The 18,517-nt window shown below is 64.2% G+C and carries 14 protein-coding genes; 8 read left to right on the forward strand and 6 right to left on the reverse strand.

Annotated elements, in window-relative coordinates; translation table 11 throughout:
- Window positions 1–90 precede the first annotated feature (90 nt).
- A complete protein-coding gene (gene mfd, locus G7047_RS03725) occupies window positions 91–3,573 on the reverse strand; it encodes a transcription-repair coupling factor (protein WP_166300910.1) in 3,483 nt (1,160 codons plus the stop codon).
- A 164-nt stretch (window positions 3,574–3,737) separates the two neighbouring features.
- On the opposite strand from mfd, the gene ispD reads away from it, so the two are divergent.
- Both ispD and ispF read left to right on the forward strand, forming a co-directional pair.
- Window positions 3,738–4,511 carry a 2-C-methyl-D-erythritol 4-phosphate cytidylyltransferase gene (ispD, locus tag G7047_RS03730; RefSeq protein ID WP_166300913.1) on the forward strand — a complete coding sequence of 258 codons (774 nt, stop codon included), beginning with the start codon at window positions 3,738–3,740 and terminating at the stop codon, window positions 4,509–4,511.
- Window positions 4,512–4,522: 11 nt separating this feature from the next.
- Window positions 4,523–5,011 (forward strand): 2-C-methyl-D-erythritol 2,4-cyclodiphosphate synthase, encoded by a 489-nt coding sequence (gene ispF / locus G7047_RS03735; RefSeq protein ID WP_166311858.1) that lies wholly within the window; start codon window positions 4,523–4,525, stop codon window positions 5,009–5,011.
- Window positions 5,012–5,038: 27 nt separating this feature from the next.
- On the opposite strand, the gene G7047_RS03740 is transcribed toward ispF, so the two are convergent.
- From G7047_RS03740 to G7047_RS03750, 3 genes are read right to left on the reverse strand one after another with little or no spacing between them, the layout of a single operon-like run.
- Window positions 5,039–6,625 (reverse strand): efflux transporter outer membrane subunit, encoded by a 1,587-nt coding sequence (locus G7047_RS03740; RefSeq protein ID WP_371813878.1) that lies wholly within the window; start codon window positions 6,623–6,625, stop codon window positions 5,039–5,041.
- Window positions 6,625–9,792, reverse strand: a complete 3,168-nt coding sequence (locus tag G7047_RS03745; protein WP_166300916.1) for an efflux RND transporter permease subunit — start codon at window positions 9,790–9,792, stop codon at window positions 6,625–6,627. Before G7047_RS03745 ends, G7047_RS03740 begins: the two co-directional genes overlap by 1 nt.
- Before the next feature lie 14 nt (window positions 9,793–9,806).
- The gene (locus G7047_RS03750) at window positions 9,807–11,126 is read right to left on the reverse strand and encodes an efflux RND transporter periplasmic adaptor subunit (RefSeq protein WP_166300919.1); all 1,320 of its coding nucleotides are present in this window, start codon (window positions 11,124–11,126) and stop codon (window positions 9,807–9,809) included.
- 154 nt (window positions 11,127–11,280) lie between these two features.
- On the opposite strand from G7047_RS03750, the gene G7047_RS03755 reads away from it, so the two are divergent.
- A complete protein-coding gene (locus G7047_RS03755) occupies window positions 11,281–12,831 on the forward strand; it encodes an ATP-binding protein (protein WP_166300922.1) in 1,551 nt (516 codons plus the stop codon).
- Window positions 12,828–13,550, forward strand: a complete 723-nt coding sequence (locus G7047_RS03760; RefSeq protein ID WP_240939361.1) for a response regulator — start codon at window positions 12,828–12,830, stop codon at window positions 13,548–13,550. Before G7047_RS03755 ends, G7047_RS03760 begins: the two co-directional genes overlap by 4 nt.
- On the opposite strand, the gene dmeF is transcribed toward G7047_RS03760, so the two are convergent.
- Window positions 13,542–14,528: a CDF family Co(II)/Ni(II) efflux transporter DmeF gene (gene dmeF, locus G7047_RS03765; RefSeq protein WP_305793618.1), complete on the reverse strand. Its 987-nt coding sequence runs from the start codon at window positions 14,526–14,528 to the stop codon at window positions 13,542–13,544. The two genes, G7047_RS03760 and dmeF, sit on opposite strands and share 9 nt — an antisense overlap.
- Window positions 14,529–14,591: 63 nt before the next feature.
- Here dmeF and G7047_RS03770 point away from each other — a divergent pair, with 63 nt between their 5' ends.
- The 4 genes from G7047_RS03770 to tsaD all read left to right on the forward strand — a co-directional run bounded on the left by G7047_RS03770 (window position 14,592) and on the right by tsaD (window position 17,696).
- A complete protein-coding gene (locus G7047_RS03770) occupies window positions 14,592–14,858 on the forward strand; it encodes a metal/formaldehyde-sensitive transcriptional repressor (protein ID WP_166300925.1) in 267 nt (88 codons plus the stop codon).
- Window positions 14,859–15,070: 212 nt separating this feature from the next.
- Entirely contained in the window at window positions 15,071–15,781 is a 711-nt protein-coding gene (locus G7047_RS03775) for a DUF937 domain-containing protein (RefSeq protein ID WP_166300929.1), read from the forward strand.
- Between the two features lie 312 nt (window positions 15,782–16,093).
- Entirely contained in the window at window positions 16,094–16,540 is a 447-nt protein-coding gene (locus tag G7047_RS03780; RefSeq protein WP_166300932.1) for a CBS domain-containing protein, read from the forward strand.
- A gap of 115 nt (window positions 16,541–16,655) precedes the next feature.
- Window positions 16,656–17,696, forward strand: coding sequence for a tRNA (adenosine(37)-N6)-threonylcarbamoyltransferase complex transferase subunit TsaD (gene tsaD, locus G7047_RS03785; protein WP_166300935.1), 1,041 nt, complete (start codon window positions 16,656–16,658; stop codon window positions 17,694–17,696).
- A 64-nt stretch (window positions 17,697–17,760) separates the two neighbouring features.
- On the opposite strand, the gene wrbA is transcribed toward tsaD, so the two are convergent.
- A complete protein-coding gene (gene wrbA / locus G7047_RS03790; protein WP_166300938.1) occupies window positions 17,761–18,363 on the reverse strand; it encodes an NAD(P)H:quinone oxidoreductase in 603 nt (200 codons plus the stop codon).
- Window positions 18,364–18,517 lie beyond the last annotated feature (154 nt).

The following is an 18,517-nucleotide window of genomic DNA, read 5'->3' on the forward strand; positions in this document are numbered from 1 at the left end:
GGGCGTCAACACACGATTGCAATGACTATTCATGCGAGATAGAGAGCGCTTTGGATCTCGAGTGCCGACGCTTGGTTTGGTTGCAAACAATTAATGTTTCGCGGCCTCGGGAGCCTTGGTGAGCGGCTGCCCGAGACTGCGCAGAATGTCCCGCACCAGATGCGCCCGGTCCTTGGGGTCGGGCAGTTCGCGTTCGATGCGCAGCTTGTCGTTGCCGGCGAGCTTGATGTGCTTGTTCTTCTGCACCAACTGGATGATGTTCATCGGATCGATCGGCGGCTGGGGCTTGAAGGTGATATGGATGACGCCCGGTGCGGCGTCGACCTTCTGCACGCCATACGGCTGGCTCATCACGCGCAGGCGGTGCACGTCGATCAGCGTCTGCGTCTGGACGGGCAGCTTGCCGAAGCGGTCGACGATTTCTTCGAGCAGGATGTCGATCTGCTGCGTCGTCTTGGCGGTCGCGAGCTTCTTGTAGAACGACAGGCGCAGGTGCACGTCGCCGCAGTAGTCGTCGGGCAGCAGGGCGGGCGAATGGAGGTTGATGTCAGTGGTGACGGACAGCGGCGAGAGCAGGTCGGGTTCCTTGCCCGCCTTGAGCGCGGCCACGGCCTCGGACAGCATCTCGTTGTAGAGCTGAAAGCCGATCTCCATCATGTTGCCACTCTGGTTCTCGCCGAGCACTTCGCCCGCGCCGCGAATCTCGAGGTCGTGCATCGCGAGGTAGAAGCCCGAGCCGAGTTCCTCCATCTGCTGAATGGCCTCGAGCCGCTGGGCCGCCTGCTTGGTGAGGCCGTCGATGTCGGGCACCATCAGGTAGGCATAGGCTTGGTGGTGCGAGCGGCCCACGCGTCCGCGCAACTGGTGCAATTGGGCCAGTCCGAACTTGTCGGCGCGGCTCATGATGATGGTGTTGGCGGTGGGCACGTCGATGCCGGTCTCGATGATGGTCGAGCACAGCAGAATGTTGTAGCGCTGCGCGACGAAATCGCGCATCACCTTCTCCAGCTCGCGCTCGGGCATCTGGCCGTGGGCGACAGCGATGCGCGCCTCGGGCAAGATTTCTTCAAGCTTCTGCTTGCGGTTCTGGATGGTCTCGACCTCGTTGTGCAGAAAGTAGCACTGGCCGCCGCGCTTCAACTCGCGCAGCACGGCCTCGCGGATCACGCCCGTGCCCTCGTTGCGCACAAAGGTCTTGATGGCCAGACGACGCTGCGGTGCAGTGGCGATGACCGACAGATCGCGCAGGCCTTCAAGCGCCATGCCCATGGTGCGCGGAATCGGCGTGGCAGTGAGCGTGAGCACGTCGACCTCGGCACGCAGGGCCTTCATCTGCTCCTTGTGGCGCACGCCGAAACGGTGTTCCTCATCGATGATGAGCAGGCCCAGATTCTTGAACTTGGTCGATTCGGAGAGCAGCTTGTGCGTGCCGACGACGATGTCCACCGTGCCCTCGGCGATGCCCTTGACCGCTGCGGTGATCTCCTTGCCCGAGCGGAAGCGCGAGACCTCGGCGACCTTGATCGGCCACTTCGAGAAGCGGTCGATGAGCGTCTGGAAATGCTGCTCGGCCAGCAGCGTGGTCGGCGCGAGAAACGCCACCTGCATGCCGCCCATGGCCGCAACGAAAGCGGCACGCAGCGCGACCTCGGTCTTGCCGAAGCCCACGTCGCCGCAGACCAGCCGGTCCATCGGTTGCGGGCTGATCATGTCCTGAATGACGGCGTGGATTGCGGCCTTCTGGTCTGCGGTTTCATCAAAGCCGAAATCGTTGGAGAACTGCTCGTAGTCCTGCACGTTGAAGCGGAACGCATGGCCTTGGCGGGCGGCGCGGCGCGCGTAGATGTTGAGCAGCTCGGCGGCGGAGTCGCGCACCTGCTCGGCGGCCTTGCGTTTGGCCTTTTCCCACTGGCCGCTGCCGAGCTTGTGCAGCGGCGCCTCGTCGGCCGACACGCCGGTGTAGCGGCTGATGAGCTGCAGCTGGCTCACCGGCACATAGAGCGCGGCCTTGTCGGCGTATTCGAGGTGCAGGAACTCCTGCATCGCGGGCGTGCCGTCGGGGTTCTTCTGGCCGATGTCCATGTTGATCAGGCCGAGGTAACGTCCGATGCCGTGCGCGCTGTGCACCACCGGGTCGCCGACCTTCAGCTCTGACAGGTCCTTGATCAGCGCATCGACGTCACTGACCTGCTCCTGCTTGCGGCGGCGGCGTGCGGTGCCGGTGGCGGAGAACAGCTCGGTCTCGGTGACGAAGTCGATGCCGCCCTCGATCCAGCTGAAGCCGGTGGCGAGCGTCGATGTGGCGATGCCGATCTTTTCGTCTTGCGTGTGCTGGAACTCATCAAGCGAATCGAACGCGGGCGGATTCAGGTGCGAGGCACGCAGAAAATCGAGCAGGCTTTCGCGGCGACCGTCGCTTTCGGCGAGCAGCAGCACGCGGTGCTGGCCTGACAGGATGTGCGCCTGCAGTTTGGCGAGCGGGTCTTCCGCGCCGCGGATCACCGAGAGGTCGCCAAGTTTCTGGAAGTGCGCGTTGTCCGGCACGTCCTCGACGTTCGGGCGGATCGCGAGTTGTGCATGGTCCTTGGCGCGCGCGTAGAACTGGTCGGCGCTCAGGAACAGCGTCTCGGGCGGCAGCACCGGGCGCTCGGGGTCGCCCTGAACGAGGCGAAAGCGCTCCTTGGTGTCCTGCCAGAAGCGCAGGAACGCGGCTTCCAGATCACCATGCAGCACGACAGTGGTGTCGGCGCCGAGGTAGTCGAACATCGTCGCCGTGTCGTCGAAGAACAGCGGCAGGTAGTACTCGATGCCCGCCGTCGCCACGCCGTTGCCCATGTCCTTGTAGATACGGCTCTTGGTGGGATCACCCTCGAGCAGTTCGCGCCAGCGGCTGCGGAACTTGGCGCGCGCATCGTCGTCCATCGGAAACTCGCGCCCGGGCAGCAGGCGCACCTCGGGCACGGGGTAGAGGCTGCGCTGCGTGTCCGGGTCGAAGGTGCGGATGGTGTCGATCTCGTTGTCGAACAGGTCGACGCGGTACGGCACGGTCGAGCCCATCGGGAACAGGTCGATCAGCCCGCCGCGCACCGCGTATTCGCCATGGCTCACCACCTGCGAGACGTGGGAATAGCCCGCGAGCGTGAGCTGCGCGCGCAGCTTGGCCTCATCGAGCTTCTGCTTGGCCTTGAAGTGGAAGGTGTAGCCCGCGAGAAACGAGGGCGGTGCGACGCGGTAGAGCGCGGTCGTAGCGGGCACCAGCACCACATCGGCCTCGCCCTGCGAGATACGCCACAGTGTCGCGAGGCGCTCGCTGATCAAGTCCTGATGCGGCGAGAAGGTGTCGTAGGGCAGGGTCTCCCAGTCGGGAAACATCGCGCAGCGCAGCTCGGGCGCGAAGAACTCCATCTCGTCGATCAGGCGGCGTGCGTCTGTCGCATCGGCGGTAACGATGGTCACCACGCGCTTGTGCGATTTCTCCCGCTCGGCCAGGCGCGCGAGCAGCAGCGCATCGGCCGAACCGGCGGGGCGCGGCATGGCAAAACGTTTTCCGGGCGAGAGTTTGGGCAGATCCATGGGAATGCAGTCGGCAGTGGCTGGGCAGGAACGACGAAAACGACAAAAACCCCGTTGCGAAGGCAGCGGGGGGATGCAAGCCGCTATTTTAAAGAACCTGCATTTCGTATGCTGGGTAGTGACTTCGGCAGAACAGGTAGTCCGCTGTCTACAATCCGGGCAACATGAATTCGAACGAAGCACAACAAGCAAGTAACGCCGCCAGCGCGCGCTGCTTTGCGCTGCTGCCATGCGCCGGAGTCGGTGCGCGTGCGGGCACGGCACAGCCCAAACAATATGAGCCGCTGGCCGGAAAAATGCTGGTCGAGCACACACTGGCCGCGTTTGCGGCGGTGCCGCGCATCGCGGGTGTGCATGTGGTCGTCACGCCGGGTGACGGCACGCTGCGCAAGGCCGGTGCGACATGGAACGTGATCGACGGCGGTGGGCCGACGCGCGCGTCCAGCGTGTTCAACGGACTGCGATTTCTGCTCGCAGGCCAGACTGCCACGCGCGACGACTGGGTGCTGGTGCACGACGCCGCGCGCTGCCTGATCACTCCCGCCGAGATCGATGCGCTCATCGACGCGTGTCTGCCTGATGCGGTGGGCGGCCTGCTTGCGCTGCCGCTGCCCGACACGCTCAAGCTCGCCGTCGATGGCCGCAGCGCGGCGACCATCGAACGCGCCGACAAGTGGCTCGCGCAGACCCCGCAGATGTTCCGCGCGGGGCTGCTGCACGACGCGCTCGAGGCCCGCGCGGCGCAGGACTTCGCGGGCATCACCGACGAGGCCAGTGCCATGGAGGCGGCGGGCCACAGGCCATTGCTCGTGCCGGGCAGTGCGCAGAATTTCAAGGTCACCTACCCGCAGGATTTTGCGCTGGCCGAAGCCATCTTCTGGCAGCGTGCCCACCGTCCGGTGAGTCGTCCGATGTATAGCGAGAAAAGCGAGACATGAGTTCCCAAGACATGAAGTTTCCCCCGTTCCGCATCGGCGAAGGTTGGGATGTGCACGCGCTGGTGCCGGGCCGCAAGCTGATCATCGGCGGCGTGGAGATTCCCCACACGCTCGGGTTGCTGGGCCATTCGGATGCCGATGTGCTGCTGCACGCGATCACCGATGCGCTGCTCGGCGCGGCTGCGTTGGGCGACATTGGGCGGCATTTCCCGGATACCGATCCGCAGTTCAAGGGCGCCAAGTCCGATGTGCTGCTCGCCGAGGCCGCGCGCCGTGTGCGCGCCGAAGGCTACGAGATCGGCAACATCGACAGCACCGTGATCGCCCAGGCCCCCAAGCTCGCGCCGCACATCGGGGCGATGTGCGCGGTGATCGCGAAGACGCTGGACCTGCGCGTCGATCAGGTCAATGTGAAAGCCAAGACGGCCGAACGTCTCGGGCCCGTGGGCCAAGGCCTCGCGATTGAAGCGAACGCGGCGGCGATGCTGTTCCGCGTGTGATCGTCCAGCGGGCAATCACTCGCTGAATCACTCCGTGGCGTTGGCTTCCGACATGACGTCGTCACGCCACTGCCCGCCCAGCGTCTTGTAGATCGTGATGCGATTGACCTGTTCGGCCAGTTGCAAGGTGATCTGGGTCTGCTGCGCGGTGTAGAGCGAGCGCTGGGCATCGAGCACCGAGAGGTAGTTGTCGGCGCCGAGGCGGTAGCGGGCGTCCGAGAGTTCTAGCGCCTTTTTCGTTGCGTCCACCATTGAGCCCTGCGCGGCGATGCGGCCGTCTAGCGTCGAACGGTCGGCCAGCGCGTCCGCCACTTCGCGGAAAGAGGTCTGCACGGTTTTCTCGTACTGCGCGACGGCAGTGTCGCGCGCGACCTCGGCCACGCGCAGGCTGGCGCGGTTCTTCCCTGCGTCGAAGATCGGCAAACGGATCTGCGGGATGAACGACCAGGTGCCGTTGCCGCCATCGAACAGGCTGGACAGCGCATTGCTTCCCACGCCAATGGATGAGGTCAGCGTGATCGACGGGAAGAACGCGGCGCGCGCCGCGCCGATGTTGGCGTAAGTGCCGCGCAGCGTGCGCTCCGAGGCCTGCACATCGGGGCGCTGCAGCAGCACGGACGACGGCAACTCCTGCGGCACAGAGAGCAGCGCTGCAACCGGTTCGGGCAGCATCACCTGCACGGAGGACAGCCGTTCCGAGGTCCGTGGGCCGGTGCCGAGTGGCGCGGGCTGCGTCTTGACGGCCTTGGCGATGCTGACGCTGGCGGGCAGCAGCGATTCATGCACCGAATCGCCGACGAGCAGGGCGAGCGCGTTGCGGTCGCGTGCGAGCTGTGAGGTGTATGTGCCGACATCGACGCGTGCTGAATCCACCGTGCTGCGGGTCTGCGCGAGCGTGAGGCCGTTGGCCGCACCGAGTTCGTAGCTGCGCTCGGTGAGCTGCAGCGATTCGAGGCGGGTGCGCAGCGTCTCGCGCGCCAGGGCCAGTCGGCGCGCGTCGGCGTCGAGCGTGAGCCAGGCGTTGGAGATTTCGGCGATCAGGCTGAGCTGTACGCTGCGGCGGCTGTCGCCGGTGCGCAGAAACTCCTGCAGTGCGACCTCGTTGAGGTTGCGCACGCGGCCGAAGAAGTCGATCTCGTAGCTGCTGAAACCGAGCTGCGCGCTGTATTGCCCGGTGGTGTTCGCGCGGCCGGCGGTGGTCAGATCGTCCGCCGTGCGGGTACGGTTGCCCACGCCGGTGGCGGCGACCGAGGGGAACAGACCCGCGCGCTCGATACCGTATTGCGCACGCGCCTTCTCGATGGCGAGGATGGCCACGCGCAGGTCGCGGTTGTTGTCCAGCGCCTGACGGATCAGCTCGCGCAGGCGCGGCTCTGCGATGAAGTCCTGCCAGGCCATCGGGCCGTTGTGCTCGTCGATGCGCACGGCGGCTTCTTGGTCGGGCGAGAGCGCGGCCGTCGATTTGGCATGCTCGAGGGTGTCCTGCACGGGCAGGGGCGGCTGTTGGTATTCAGGCGCGAGCGACATGCAGGCCGAGAGCATCAGCGGAGCACTGAGAACGACCGCGGACCGCCAGCGGGGAAACAGGGAAGACAAGAGATTCGATTCCATCATCATGGTGCGGTATGCGGTGCGTCGTTCGGGGCTGCGGCGGGCGCTGCCTTGGCTTTGTTGCGTGCGAACAGGTTGCGGACCACGAGGAAGAACACCGGAACGAAGAAGATGCCCAGCAGGGTGGAGAAAATCATGCCCCCGAGCACGGCCGTGCCGATGGCCTGACGTCCACCCGCGCCCGCGCCGGTGCCGATCGCCAGCGGCAGCACGCCGAAGCCGAAGGCCAGAGAGGTCATCAGAATCGGGCGCAGGCGCATGCGCACGGCCTGCAACGTGGCGTCGATGATCTTGATGCCGCGCTCCTGCAGCTGCACTGCGAATTCGACGATCAGAATCGCATTCTTCGACGCGAGGCCCACGGTGGTGAGCAGACCGACCTGGAAGTACACGTCGTTGGACATGCCGCGCGTGTAGGTCGCGAGCAGAGCGCCGATCACGCCGAGCGGCACGGCCAGCATCACCGAGAACGGCACGCTCCAGCTTTCATACAGCGCCGCTAGGCAGAGGAACACAAACAGAATCGAGACGGCATACAAAAGCGGTGCCTGCGAGCCCGACTGGCGCTCTTGCAGCGACGCGCCAGTCCACTCAAGGCCGATGCCCGATGGCATTTTCTGCATGATGGCCTCGACCGCCTTCATCGCATCGCCCGAGCTCACGCCCTGCGGCGTGTTGGCCAGCATTTCCAGTGCGGGGCTGCCGTTGTAGCGCATGAGCTGCGGCGAGCCGCTGGTCCACGAAGTGCTGGCGAACGACGAGAAGCGCACCATCTCGCCGTTCTTGTTGCGCACCGACCATTGCAGGATGTCCTGGGGCAGCATGCGGTAGGGCGCATCGGCCTGGATGTAGACGCGTTTGACACGGCCGAAGTGGATGAAGTCGTTGACGTAGTTGCCGCCCAGCGCGCTGGAGAGCACGCTGTTGATGTCGGTCATCGAGAGTCCGAGCGCGGCGGCCTTGCGGTCGTCGATGTCGACCTTGAGCTCGGACGTGTCGTCGAAGTTCGAGGTGCGCATGTTCAAGAGCGCAGGCATGTTGCGCGCTTCGTTGACCATGGTGTCCCTGGCCTTGATCAGCTCGTCATGGCCGAGGCCGTTCAAGTCCTTGAGCATGAAGTTGATGCCGGAGCTTGAACCCAGACCGCGCACGGCGGGCGGCAGCATCACGAAGATGCGGGCGTCGCGGATCTTGCGCAGGTCCTTGGTGGCCTTGTTGGCGATGGCCGCAGCCGACTGGCTTGCGAGCGGTCGCTCGTCCCAAGGCTTCAGGCGAACGAACATATTGCCCGAGTTCTGGTTGCCGTTCAGGCCCGAGATCGCGTTCACGCGGTCGACTTCGGGAATCGCGCGGAAATAGTCGGTCATTTCGTCCATCACGTCCTGCAGGCGCGCATCGGTCGCACCGGAGGGCAGTGTGATGCTGGCGGAGACAAAGCCCTGGTCTTCGTCGGGCAGGAACGAGGTCGGCAGGCGATGGAACAGCCAGGCCACGACGGCGACCAGCACGAGGAAGATCACCATCATGCGGGCTGAGCGGCTCAGCAGCTTGCCCACCGAGCTCTGGTACCAGTTGGCCTTGGTGTCGAAGTGGTGGTTGAAGCTGCGGAAGAACCGGTCGATCCAGCCGAGCGGGCCGCGCCGGATCGGGCGGTCATGGTGGCCGTGCGCCATCGGCTTGAGCAGGGTGGCGCAGAGCGCGGGGGTGAGCGTCAGCGCCACGAACACCGACAGCGCCATCGCGGCCACGATGGTGACCGAGAATTGGCGGTAGATCACGCCGACCGAGCCCGCAAAGAAGGCCATCGGAATGAACACAGCCGAAAGCGTGAGGCCGATGCCGACCAGCGCAGGCGTGATTTCAGCCATCGATTTCTGCGTGGCTTCCTTGGGACCGAGGCCTTCCTCGCTCATCACGCGTTCAACGTTTTCGACCACCACGATGGCATCGTCCACCAGCAGACCGATGGCCAGCACCATTGCGAACATGGTCAGCATGTTGATCGAATAACCCATGATCGACAGCACCCCGAAGGTGCCCAGCAGCACGACCGGCACAGCAATCGCGGGGATCAGCGTGGCGCGGAAGTTCTGCAGGAAGACGAACATCACCAGCGTCACGAGCACCATGGCTTCGGCCAGGGTTTTGACCACTTCTTCGATGGAGGCGCGCACGAACGGCGTGCTGTCCGAGCTGATCACGCCGGTGATGCCGTCGGGGAAATAGTAGGAAAGCTCATCGAGCTTCTTCTGTACGTCTTCGGCCACCTTCATGGCGTTCGCGCCGTCGGCCAGCACGATGCCCATACCCGCGCCGGGCTGGCCGTTGAGGATGGATTTCACCGTGAGGTTGTCACCTTCGAGCGTGACGCGGGCCACGTCGGCCATGGTCACGACCGAGCCGTCTTGTGCGGACTTGAGCACGATGTCCTTGAACTCATCAATGGTCTGCAGCTTGGAGCGCGCGGTGATCGTCGCGTTCAGCATCTGGCCCTTCACGGCGGGCAACTGGCCAAGCTGACCGGCCGAGACCTGGACGTTCTGGTTGTTGAGCGCGGTGACCAGATCGGAGGGCATCAGCGCGTACTTTTCCATCAGCGCCGGGTCCATCCAGATGCGCATCGCGTAGTTGGTGCCGAACACGGTCACGTCGCCGACACCGTCCACGCGGGCGATCACGTCCACCACGTTGCTGGTCAGGTAGTCACCGATGCGCACCTGCGTGACGCTGGGATCGGGCGAGGTGAACACGTAGGTGACGAGATAGTCGTTGCCGCCCTTGTTGACGAATACGCCCCGGCTCTTGACCGAATCAGGCAGGCGGTTGACGGCGCCCTGCAGCTTGTTCTGCGCCTGCACCTGCGCCACATCGATGTTCGTGCCGGGAGCAAAGGTGAGGGTGGTGCGCGAGCGGCCTGCGGAGTCGCTGATCGAGCTCATGTAGAGCAGGTTGTCGAGGCCCTTGAGCTGCTGCTCAATCACTTGAGTGACCGAGTTTTCTACCGTCTCGGCGCTGGCGCCGGTGTAGATGGTGTTGAGCGTCACGCGCGGTGGCGCGATGTCGGGGTATTGCTCAAGAGGCAGCGTCCAGATGGACATTGCGCCCGCAAGCATGATGACGATGGAGAGCACCCACGCGAAAACGGGGCGGTTGATGAAGAACTGAGCCATGGTGAATCAGTCTCTCAACGCGATGCAGCGGCGCTGGCGGATTGCGCCGGTTGAGCTGGTGCCGTCGTTGCAGGGGTGCTGTCGTCATCTCCCGTCACGGCCTTGTTGGCGCTACGCGGTGTCCACGGCACGGGCTTGACCTTGTCGCCTTCCTTTACGCGCAGCGTGCCGTCGACCAGAATCGAGTCGCCGGCCTTGAGGCCCGAGACCACTTCCCAGCGGCTGCCCACGGCCGCGCCGGTGACGATGCGGCGGCGCTCAAGCTTGTTCTCGGCACCCACCACCAGCACGCTCGCGTTGCCGGCCGGGTCGCGCGTGACGGCCTGCTGCGGCGCGAGTAGGGCGCTTTCGTTCACGCCGTTCTGGAGCATGCCGCGCACATACATGCCGGGCATCAGCAGCCCATCGGGGTTTGGCACGATGGCGCGCAGGGTGATGGCTCCGGTGGTCGGGTTCACGTTCACGCCGCTGAACTGCAGACGGCCGGGGTGGGCGTAGTCGCTGCCGTCGTCGAGCTTGATGTTGATGCGCGCTTCGTCCTTTCCAGTGCCTTGCAGGCGGCCGGACGACAGGGCGTTCTTGAGTGCCAGCACCTCGCCACTCGACTGGGTGAAGTCCACATACAGCGGATCGATCTGTGAGACCGTGGTCAGCACATTGGTCTGGTTGGCTGTGACCAGCGCGCCGGGGGTGACCGACGAGGTTGTCGTACGCCCGGCAATCGGCGACTTGATCTGGGTGTAGCCGACGTTGATGCGCGCGGTCTCCACATTGGCGGTGGCCACGGCCACGTCCGACTGGGCCTGCAGCACGGCGGCCTGGCTGTCGTCATGCACTTGACGACTCACCGCATCGATTTTGACAAGTTCGGCATTGCGCTTGGCATTGGTCTGTGCCGTACCCAAAGAGGCGCGGGCTTTGGAGAGCGCGGCTTCGGCGCTTTGAACTGCGACGGAATAGGTGGCCGGATCGATCTGGTAGAGCACCTGACCGGACTTGACCGTCGCGCCCTCGGTGAACAAGCGCTTTTGCAGAATGCCACCGACCTGGGGACGGATTTCTGCAGTGAGGAATGCGCTCGTGCGGCCGGGCAACTCGTTGGTGACCACTTGGCGTTCGGGATTTACGGTGAAGACGCCGACTTCGGCGGGCCCTGCTGGTGCTGCGGTCTTGGCGTTCTTGTCGGAGCAGGCGGCAAGCGCGAGCACGCAGCTGGAAATCAGCAGAAGACGTGAAATACCGGAACTTTGCGCACCAATCCATGCGGTTGGGCTGTGAGGGTGCTCGCAACGGGCTGCGTTTCGGGCGGTTTTGACTGGAGCTGCTGAATTCATGGAAAGGCGCAAATCACGTGTAAGCGTTCATTGTGAACGCCAAAATGGGAGAAACCTTGGAGTCAAACGGGGGCTGCGACATTCTCGGGCTTTGGAACAGCTGTTCACGTAGCGAGAAACCCGTTGATGGGGTGATCCAAAAGATTGATGTTTAATGGCCAGTTTTCATGGCTGGGGCGCTCCTGCGAGAGCCCTTGGTCCCATTGGGGTAGGTTTTCTGACCAAAGTTTCCTTCAGCCGGTTTGCGCCGGGCATCACTGCCAAGCTGTTTCTGGCAGTGTTGTTCACAGCGGTTTGCGTTGTCGTGGCGATGGCGCTGGCTGCGCAATGGAGCTTCAACCGCGGCTTCATCGGCTATCTGAACGAGCAGGAAGCGCTGCGGCTGGAGGCCGCGCGCCCACGCATCATCGAGGCCTACAAGGAAAATGGCAGCAGCTGGGATTTTCTGCGCGGCGAGCGTCGGCGCTGGTTCAGCCTGCTGCGGCCCCTGCCCACCGTCGATCCTCATGTCGCCCCACAGGTTGATGCGCAGGGGCATCACCACGCAGAGCATCCGTCTCCGCCACTCGCCGAACTCACGGGCGTACTGTTGCGCACCACCTTGCTCGATGCCGACGGGAATTTCGTCGTCGGCTTTTCCGACACGCGTGGCAAGGGGAAACTCGAGCCACTGGAGGTGGATGGAAAGACCGTCGGTTATGTTGTCACTCTGCCGTTCCAAAGCGTGACGGCCGCAGGCGATGTGCGCTTCGAGCGCAACCAGTTTCGCGCCAGCTGGACCATGGGCGCAGTCTCGGTGTTGATGGCGGCGTTGGTCGCGCTATGGGTGGCGCGCATGCTGCTCAAGCCGCTGCGTGAGATGGCCAAGGCGACGCGGCGGCTCGCGGCTGGCGACTATTCGATCCGCGTCGATGCCAAAGAATCGAACGGGCCGCGCGACGAGGTTGGACAGCTCGCTTCGGACTTCAATCACATGGCGCGCGTGATGGAGCGCAACGAGGGCATGCGGCGCGACTTCATGGCGGATCTGTCGCACGAACTGCGCACGCCGCTTGGCATTCTGCACGGCGAACTCGAAGCCATGGAGGACGGCGTGCGCCCACTCTCCCGCGAGTCGATCCAGTCGCTGCAGGCTGAGGTCGCGACGCTCAACAAGCTGGTCAACGATCTGTATGACCTGTCGCTCGCCGAGGCGGGCGCGATGACCTTTCAGCACACGCCGCTCGATCTGGTGGAGCTGCTGCGCGCCGTGGTGCCCGCGTACGAGCAGCGATTGGCCGATGCGGGTATTGCGCTTGATGTGCATTTCAATGCCAAGGAGTTGGTGGTGCAGGGCGATGCGCGGCGGCTCAAGCAGCTGATCTGCAACCTGCTCGAAAATGCGCTGCGCTACACCGACCGGGGCGGAGCGCTGGTGATCACCGTCGGGGCCCGTGTGGACCAGGCGGTACTGCGCTTCAGCGACTCCGCGCCCGGCGTTGATGCCGAGCATCTCGCGCGCATCTTCGACCGCTTTTACCGTGTCGAAGGCTCGCGCAGTCGTGCCAGTGGCGGTGCGGGGCTGGGCCTGGCGATCTGCAGCCGCATCATCGAAGCGCATGACGGTGAGATCGAGGCGCGGCACTCGCCCCTGGGGGGGCTGCTGATGACGGTGCGCCTGCCGCTCTCGCGCGACGACGCTGCGCATGAGGAGGCGCTCGCATGATGCCCGCGAATCCGGAATCGGCCATGACCGCTCGCGTATTGGTTGTCGAGGACGAGCCCAAGCTCGCTTCGCTGCTCATGGATTACCTGCGCGCCGCTGGTTTCGAGGCGAGCTGGATTGCCGATGGCGCGGCCGTCATCGACCAGGTGCGCAACACGCGTCCCGATCTGGTATTGCTGGACCTGATGCTGCCCGGCCGCGATGGCCTGAGTCTGTGCCAGGAGTTGCGCCGCTTCAGCGACGTGCCGGTGATCATGCTCACCGCGCGAGTGGAGGAAGCGGACCGGCTCGACGGGCTCGAATCGGGTGCGGACGACTACATCTGCAAGACCCCGTTCAGCCCGCGCGAGGTGATCGCGCGCGTGCGCACCATTTTGAGGCGCGTGCAGGTGCAGAGCGACCGGCAGCAGGACAGGCTGAGCGCCCAGTCGCCGATCCGCATGGATGTCGAGGCCTACCGCGCTTATTACAAGGGGGCGCTCTTGCCACTCACGCCGGTGGAGTTCCGGCTGCTGCGGGTGCTGCTGTCGGCACCGGGCCATGCGTTCACGCGCGACCAGCTGCTGGCACGGTTGCATGACGATCCGCGTTCGGTAAATGACCGCGCGGTGGACAGCCACATCAAGAACCTGCGGCGCAAGCTCGAGGCGGTGGACCCGGCGGCCGATCTGATCCGCTCGGTCTACGGCGTGGGTTTCCGGCTGGAGCTTTCAAGCTAGCGCCATCGGCATGCCCGAGGTGGCCTGCACCTCAACGGTCACATGCACCAGTTCTTCGTGGATGGACAGCGCGCGGCGCACCGCCTCGGCCGCGAGCGGGGTGGGACTTGAAAGTGCGACGATGCAGGCGTAGTTGTCCTTGGAGACGCGCCAGACATGCAGGTCAATGATCTCGGCCTGCGGGAAATCGACCCGGATCACGTCGCGCACTTCCTGCACCACGGGCGCGTCCATCTCGGCGTCGAGCAGCACACGGCCGGATTGACGCAGCAGACCCCATGCCCAGACGGAGACCAGCACCGCGCCGACGATACCCATCATCGGGTCCAGCCACTGCGCGCCCCAGAGCTTGCCACCGAGCAGCGCGACGATGGCGAGCACTGAGGTGGCGGCGTCGGCCATGACATGCACATAGGCCGCGCGCAGGTTCATGTCGCGGTGGTCGTTGTCGTGAGCATGTCCGTGGGCATGTCCATGACCGTGGTGGTGGTGATGGTGATCGTGACCATGGTCCGCATCCTTGAGCAGCCAGGCGCAGAGCAGATTGACCAGCAGGCCGAGCGCGGCAATCGCTATGGCCTCGTCGTAGTGGATGGGCTGGGGCGTGAACAGCCGCTCGACGGACTGCACGAACATCAGCAGCGCCACGCCGCACAGCAGCAGCGCGCTGCTGAACGAGCCGAGGATCTCGATCTTCCAGGTACCGAAGGTGAAGCGCGCATCACTCGCGAGGCGTCTTGCCATCGTGTAGGCAATCACAGCCATGCCCAACGCCAGCGCGTGCGAGCTCATGTGCCAGCCATCGGCCAGCAGCGCCATCGAATTGAGCCAGTAGCCACCGGTGATCTCTACCACCATCATGACCAGCGTGATGAGGGTGGCCCGCAGCGTGTTCTTCTCGGCCATGGGGTTGGCTGTGCCGAACTGGTGCGAATGCGCGGCGGCCAGCGGCATTCGGGGCGACAATGGGGTAGTCATGTTGTATTTGAAATATAGGGTACCCCCCTATCCTACCTTCTCTTTCGCAAGGAGTGTTTTGTCGTGTCTCACACCATCTCGGACAAGAAGGCGCTGCTCGCCCGCGTGCGACGCATCGCGGGGCAGGTCGCGGCGTTGGAGCGCGCGCTCGATGCCGAGGACGACTGCGGCACCATCCTGCAGCAGGTCGCCTCGATTCGTGGCGCGACGCAGGGGCTGATGTCCAAGCTCGTCGAAGGCCATGTGCGTGAGCATGTGGCGGTGCACAGCAAAGAGGCGGCGCTGGAGCTCGAGCCGGTGCTCGAGGTTCTTCGTGGGTATTTGAAGTAGGCCGCCTGCCAACTTGGGTGACATTGCTTTTTCACCTGCGCTTCCGTGACGGACTTCCAGCCCGTGCAGAATATGCGGTTGGGTCGATTTGTTAACTATCGTCCGTTTGTCATCAGTAGGGACATGCAACTGTGTAGATTCCTATTCGCCGAATAACATCGCTTCCCCGTGGCCAGTCCGGCTGCGTGGACTCATTTCTTGAAGGACCGTCCATGACCACCAATGACACATCTTCCCTGGCCGCCGAATTGATGGAGCAACTGCGTGGTGCGCCACTGCAGCAGATTGCCCAGCAATTGGGCACCAGTACCGCGGATGCCGACAACGCTGTCGGTGCTGCGTTGCCGATGCTGTTTGGCGCACTGGGCCACAACGCGCAGCAGCCGGGTGGTGCGGAGGCCTTGTTCGGCGCGCTGGAGCGCGATCACCTGCCTGCGGCCCAAGGGGCCATGGGCGCGGGCGGCCTCGATCTGGGCGGTCTGCTGGGTTCCGTGCTCGGCGCTGGCGCCGGTGGCGCTGGTGCGGGCGGACTGGGCGGTCTGCTGGGCAGCGTGCTGGGTGGTGGCGCGGGTGGCGGCGGTGCGTCGGCCGGTGGCGACATTCTGGGTCACATCTTCGGTGCCAATCGCGATCGTGCCGAATCGGGCGTGGGTCAGGCGACGGGACTTGGCGCGGGCGGTGGCCAGTTGCTGCAGATGCTGGCTCCCATCGTGATGGCGTTCCTGGCGCAGCGCGTGAGCGCAGGTGGCATGGACTCTGGTGGTCTGGGCAACATGCTGGGTCAGGAAAAATCGCGCGTGCAGCAGCAGGGCGGTCTGGGTGGCGGTCTGCTGGGCAGCCTGCTCGACCAGGATGGTGACGGCCAGGTCGGCATTGGCGATCTGCTCAAGATGGGCACGAGCTTTCTGGGCAATCGCCGCTGATTGATTCTGTCCCGGGCTGCTTGAAGCGGACCCGGTCGATCCCATGAAATATGGCCGTCTCCCGGCAAGGGACGCGGCTATTTTTTTGCCAGCAAAATCGCCTGCGACGGCAGGGTTGTTGCATTGCGTTGCAGAGGTAAACCCTGATCGGGATGAAGCCCAGTTGCGCAATGGCGCGGCTTGGTCAACACTGTCTTTGTGTTGAATCTTTAATTCATTGTCAATGGCCTGCCATGAATGAATGGAAGACTGCAACGACCGCACTCGCAAGCAAGCGATGACTCATCCACTTGTCTGATCTGGGAGCTCGATATGACGACGGTTGCCGAAGTTCTAAAGTCCAAGCCTGAAGCTCAGGTGTACTCTGTCTCACCCGCCGAAACGATTCTGAGCGCGCTGAAACTCATGGCCGACAAAGGCATTGGCGCGTTGATGGTGCTTGACGCCAACGGCCGCATCGAGGGCATCTTCTCCGAGCGCGACTACGCGCGCAAAGTGGTGCTGATGGGGCGCTCGTCGGGCGACACCCCTATCTCCGACGTGATGACCCGCGCCGTGCGCTTTGTCGAGCCGCACCACAGCGTCGAGGACTGCATGGGGCTGATGACCAACAACCGCATCCGCCATCTGCCCGTGGTGGACGGCGGCAAGGTGGTGGGGCTGATCTCCATCGGTGATCTGGTCAAGAACATCATGTCGCAGCAGAAATTTCTGATCGAACAGATGGAGCAGTACATCACCGGCAACGCGATGTCCTGAGCGAAGCCGGGCGCTGCGGGACGCTTCGTCCTGCTGGCGTCACTCCTGCACGAGTGAGGGCGTGCCTTGCCCCTTTGGCCGACTTGAATCCCGCGCGCCACTACACTTAGGCTCCATGAGTTCGTTGATTCTGGGGTTCGAATCCTCTTGTGATGAAACCGGCGTAGCCCTCGTGCGGGTGCCGGACGATGGGGGTGTGCCCACACTTCTTTCGCATGCGCTGCACAGCCAGATCGAGATGCACCGCGCCTACGGCGGTGTCGTCCCCGAGTTGGCCAGCCGCGACCATATCCGCCGCGCGCTGCCGCTCACCCAGAAGGTGCTGCAGGACGCAGGCGTTTCGTTGACCGATGTCGACGTGGTCGCCTTCACGCGCGGCCCGGGTCTGGCCGGAGCGTTACTGGTGGGCGCGGGCGTGGCCTGCTCGCTCGCGGCGGCGCTCGACAAGCCGGTGCTTGGCGTGCACCACCTCGAAGGGCATCTGCTGTCGCCGTTCCTGAGCGTCGATCCGCCTGAATTCCCGTTTGTGGCGCTGCTGGTGTCTGGCGGGCATACGCAGCTCATGCGCGTGGATGCCGTCGGCGAATACGAGATTCTGGGCGAGACCATCGACGACGCAGCGGGTGAGGCCTTCGACAAGTCCGCCAAGCTCATGGGCCTGCCGTATCCGGGCGGCCCGGTGCTCTCCAAGCTGGCCGAGGGTGGCGATCCGAAGGCTTTCAAGCTGCCAAGGCCGCTGCTGCATTCGGGCAATCTGGATTTTTCTTTTGCGGGTCTCAAGACGGCGGTGCTCACGCAAGCCAAGAAGCTCGGCGATGAACTGGAAGCGCGCAAGGCCGACTTGGCTGCGAGCACGCAGGCAGCGATTGTCGAGGTGCTGGTCAAGAAGACGCTGGCAGCGCTCGATCAGACCGGCATGCAGCGTGTGGTGGTGGCCGGTGGCGTGGGGGCCAACAAGCTGCTGCGCGAGCAACTCAACGACGCCTGCGCGCGCCGCAAGATCCGCGTGCACTATCCCGAACTGCATCTGTGCACCGACAATGGCGCAATGATCGCCATGGCCGCCGCGATGCGCCTGCAGGCCGGGCGCGAGCAGGCCAACGTGGAATACGCCTTCGACGTGAAGCCGCGCTGGCCGCTTGATACGCTGGTCTGAACAGCCTGCGCACAAAAACAAACGGCTCCCGAGGGAGCCGTTGTTGCTTCGGAATGAAATCAGCTTACCGGGCCAATTTCACCGCGAGCTCGGCCACGGCCTTGCCCTGACCGCGCGCGATGCTCAGCTCATCGGGATGGGGCTGACGCGAGCCGTCCGGGCCAGCGATGGTGGTGGCTCCGTAGGGCGAGTTGCCGCCCTTTACAGCGGTCAAGTTGGTCTGCTCTGGGAAGCGGTAGCCCACCGGAACGATCAGCATGCCGTGATGGGCAAGCGTTGCCCAAGTGGTCACGGCCGTCATTTCCTGGCCGCCGCCGGTGCCGGTGGAGACGAACACGCTCGCCACCTTGCCGACCAGTGCGCCCTTGGCCCAGAGGCCGCCGGTCTGGTCCCAGAAGCTGCGCATCTGCGCGGTCATGTTGCCGAAGCGGGTAGGGGTGCCGACGATGATCGCGTCGTACTCCGCCAGCTCGGACGGGGAGGCCACGGGTGCAGCCTGATCGGCCTTGCCGCCAGCGTTCTTGAACGCATCAGCAGGCATGGTCTCGGGCACACGCTTGATCGTCACCTCCGCGCCGGGCACACTCTTGGCGCCTTCGGCGATGGCGTCGGCCATGGCTTCGATATGACCGTACATGGAGTGGTAGAGCACGAGAACTTTTGCCATTGCGGGTTCCTTGATCGGAGTGGTTGGGTTGGAAAACGAGATGGATGCATTGTGTCGCCGAATCGAGAAATCATTACGTCGATCTCTGGGACAGAGCGTCCCGATAGACGTGTTGATATGCAGGTATTGTTCGCAAGCTACCGCCTGGAATCTG

The organism is Diaphorobacter sp. HDW4A (assembly GCF_011305995.1).
GTDB lineage: Bacteria > Pseudomonadota > Gammaproteobacteria > Burkholderiales > Burkholderiaceae_C > Diaphorobacter_A.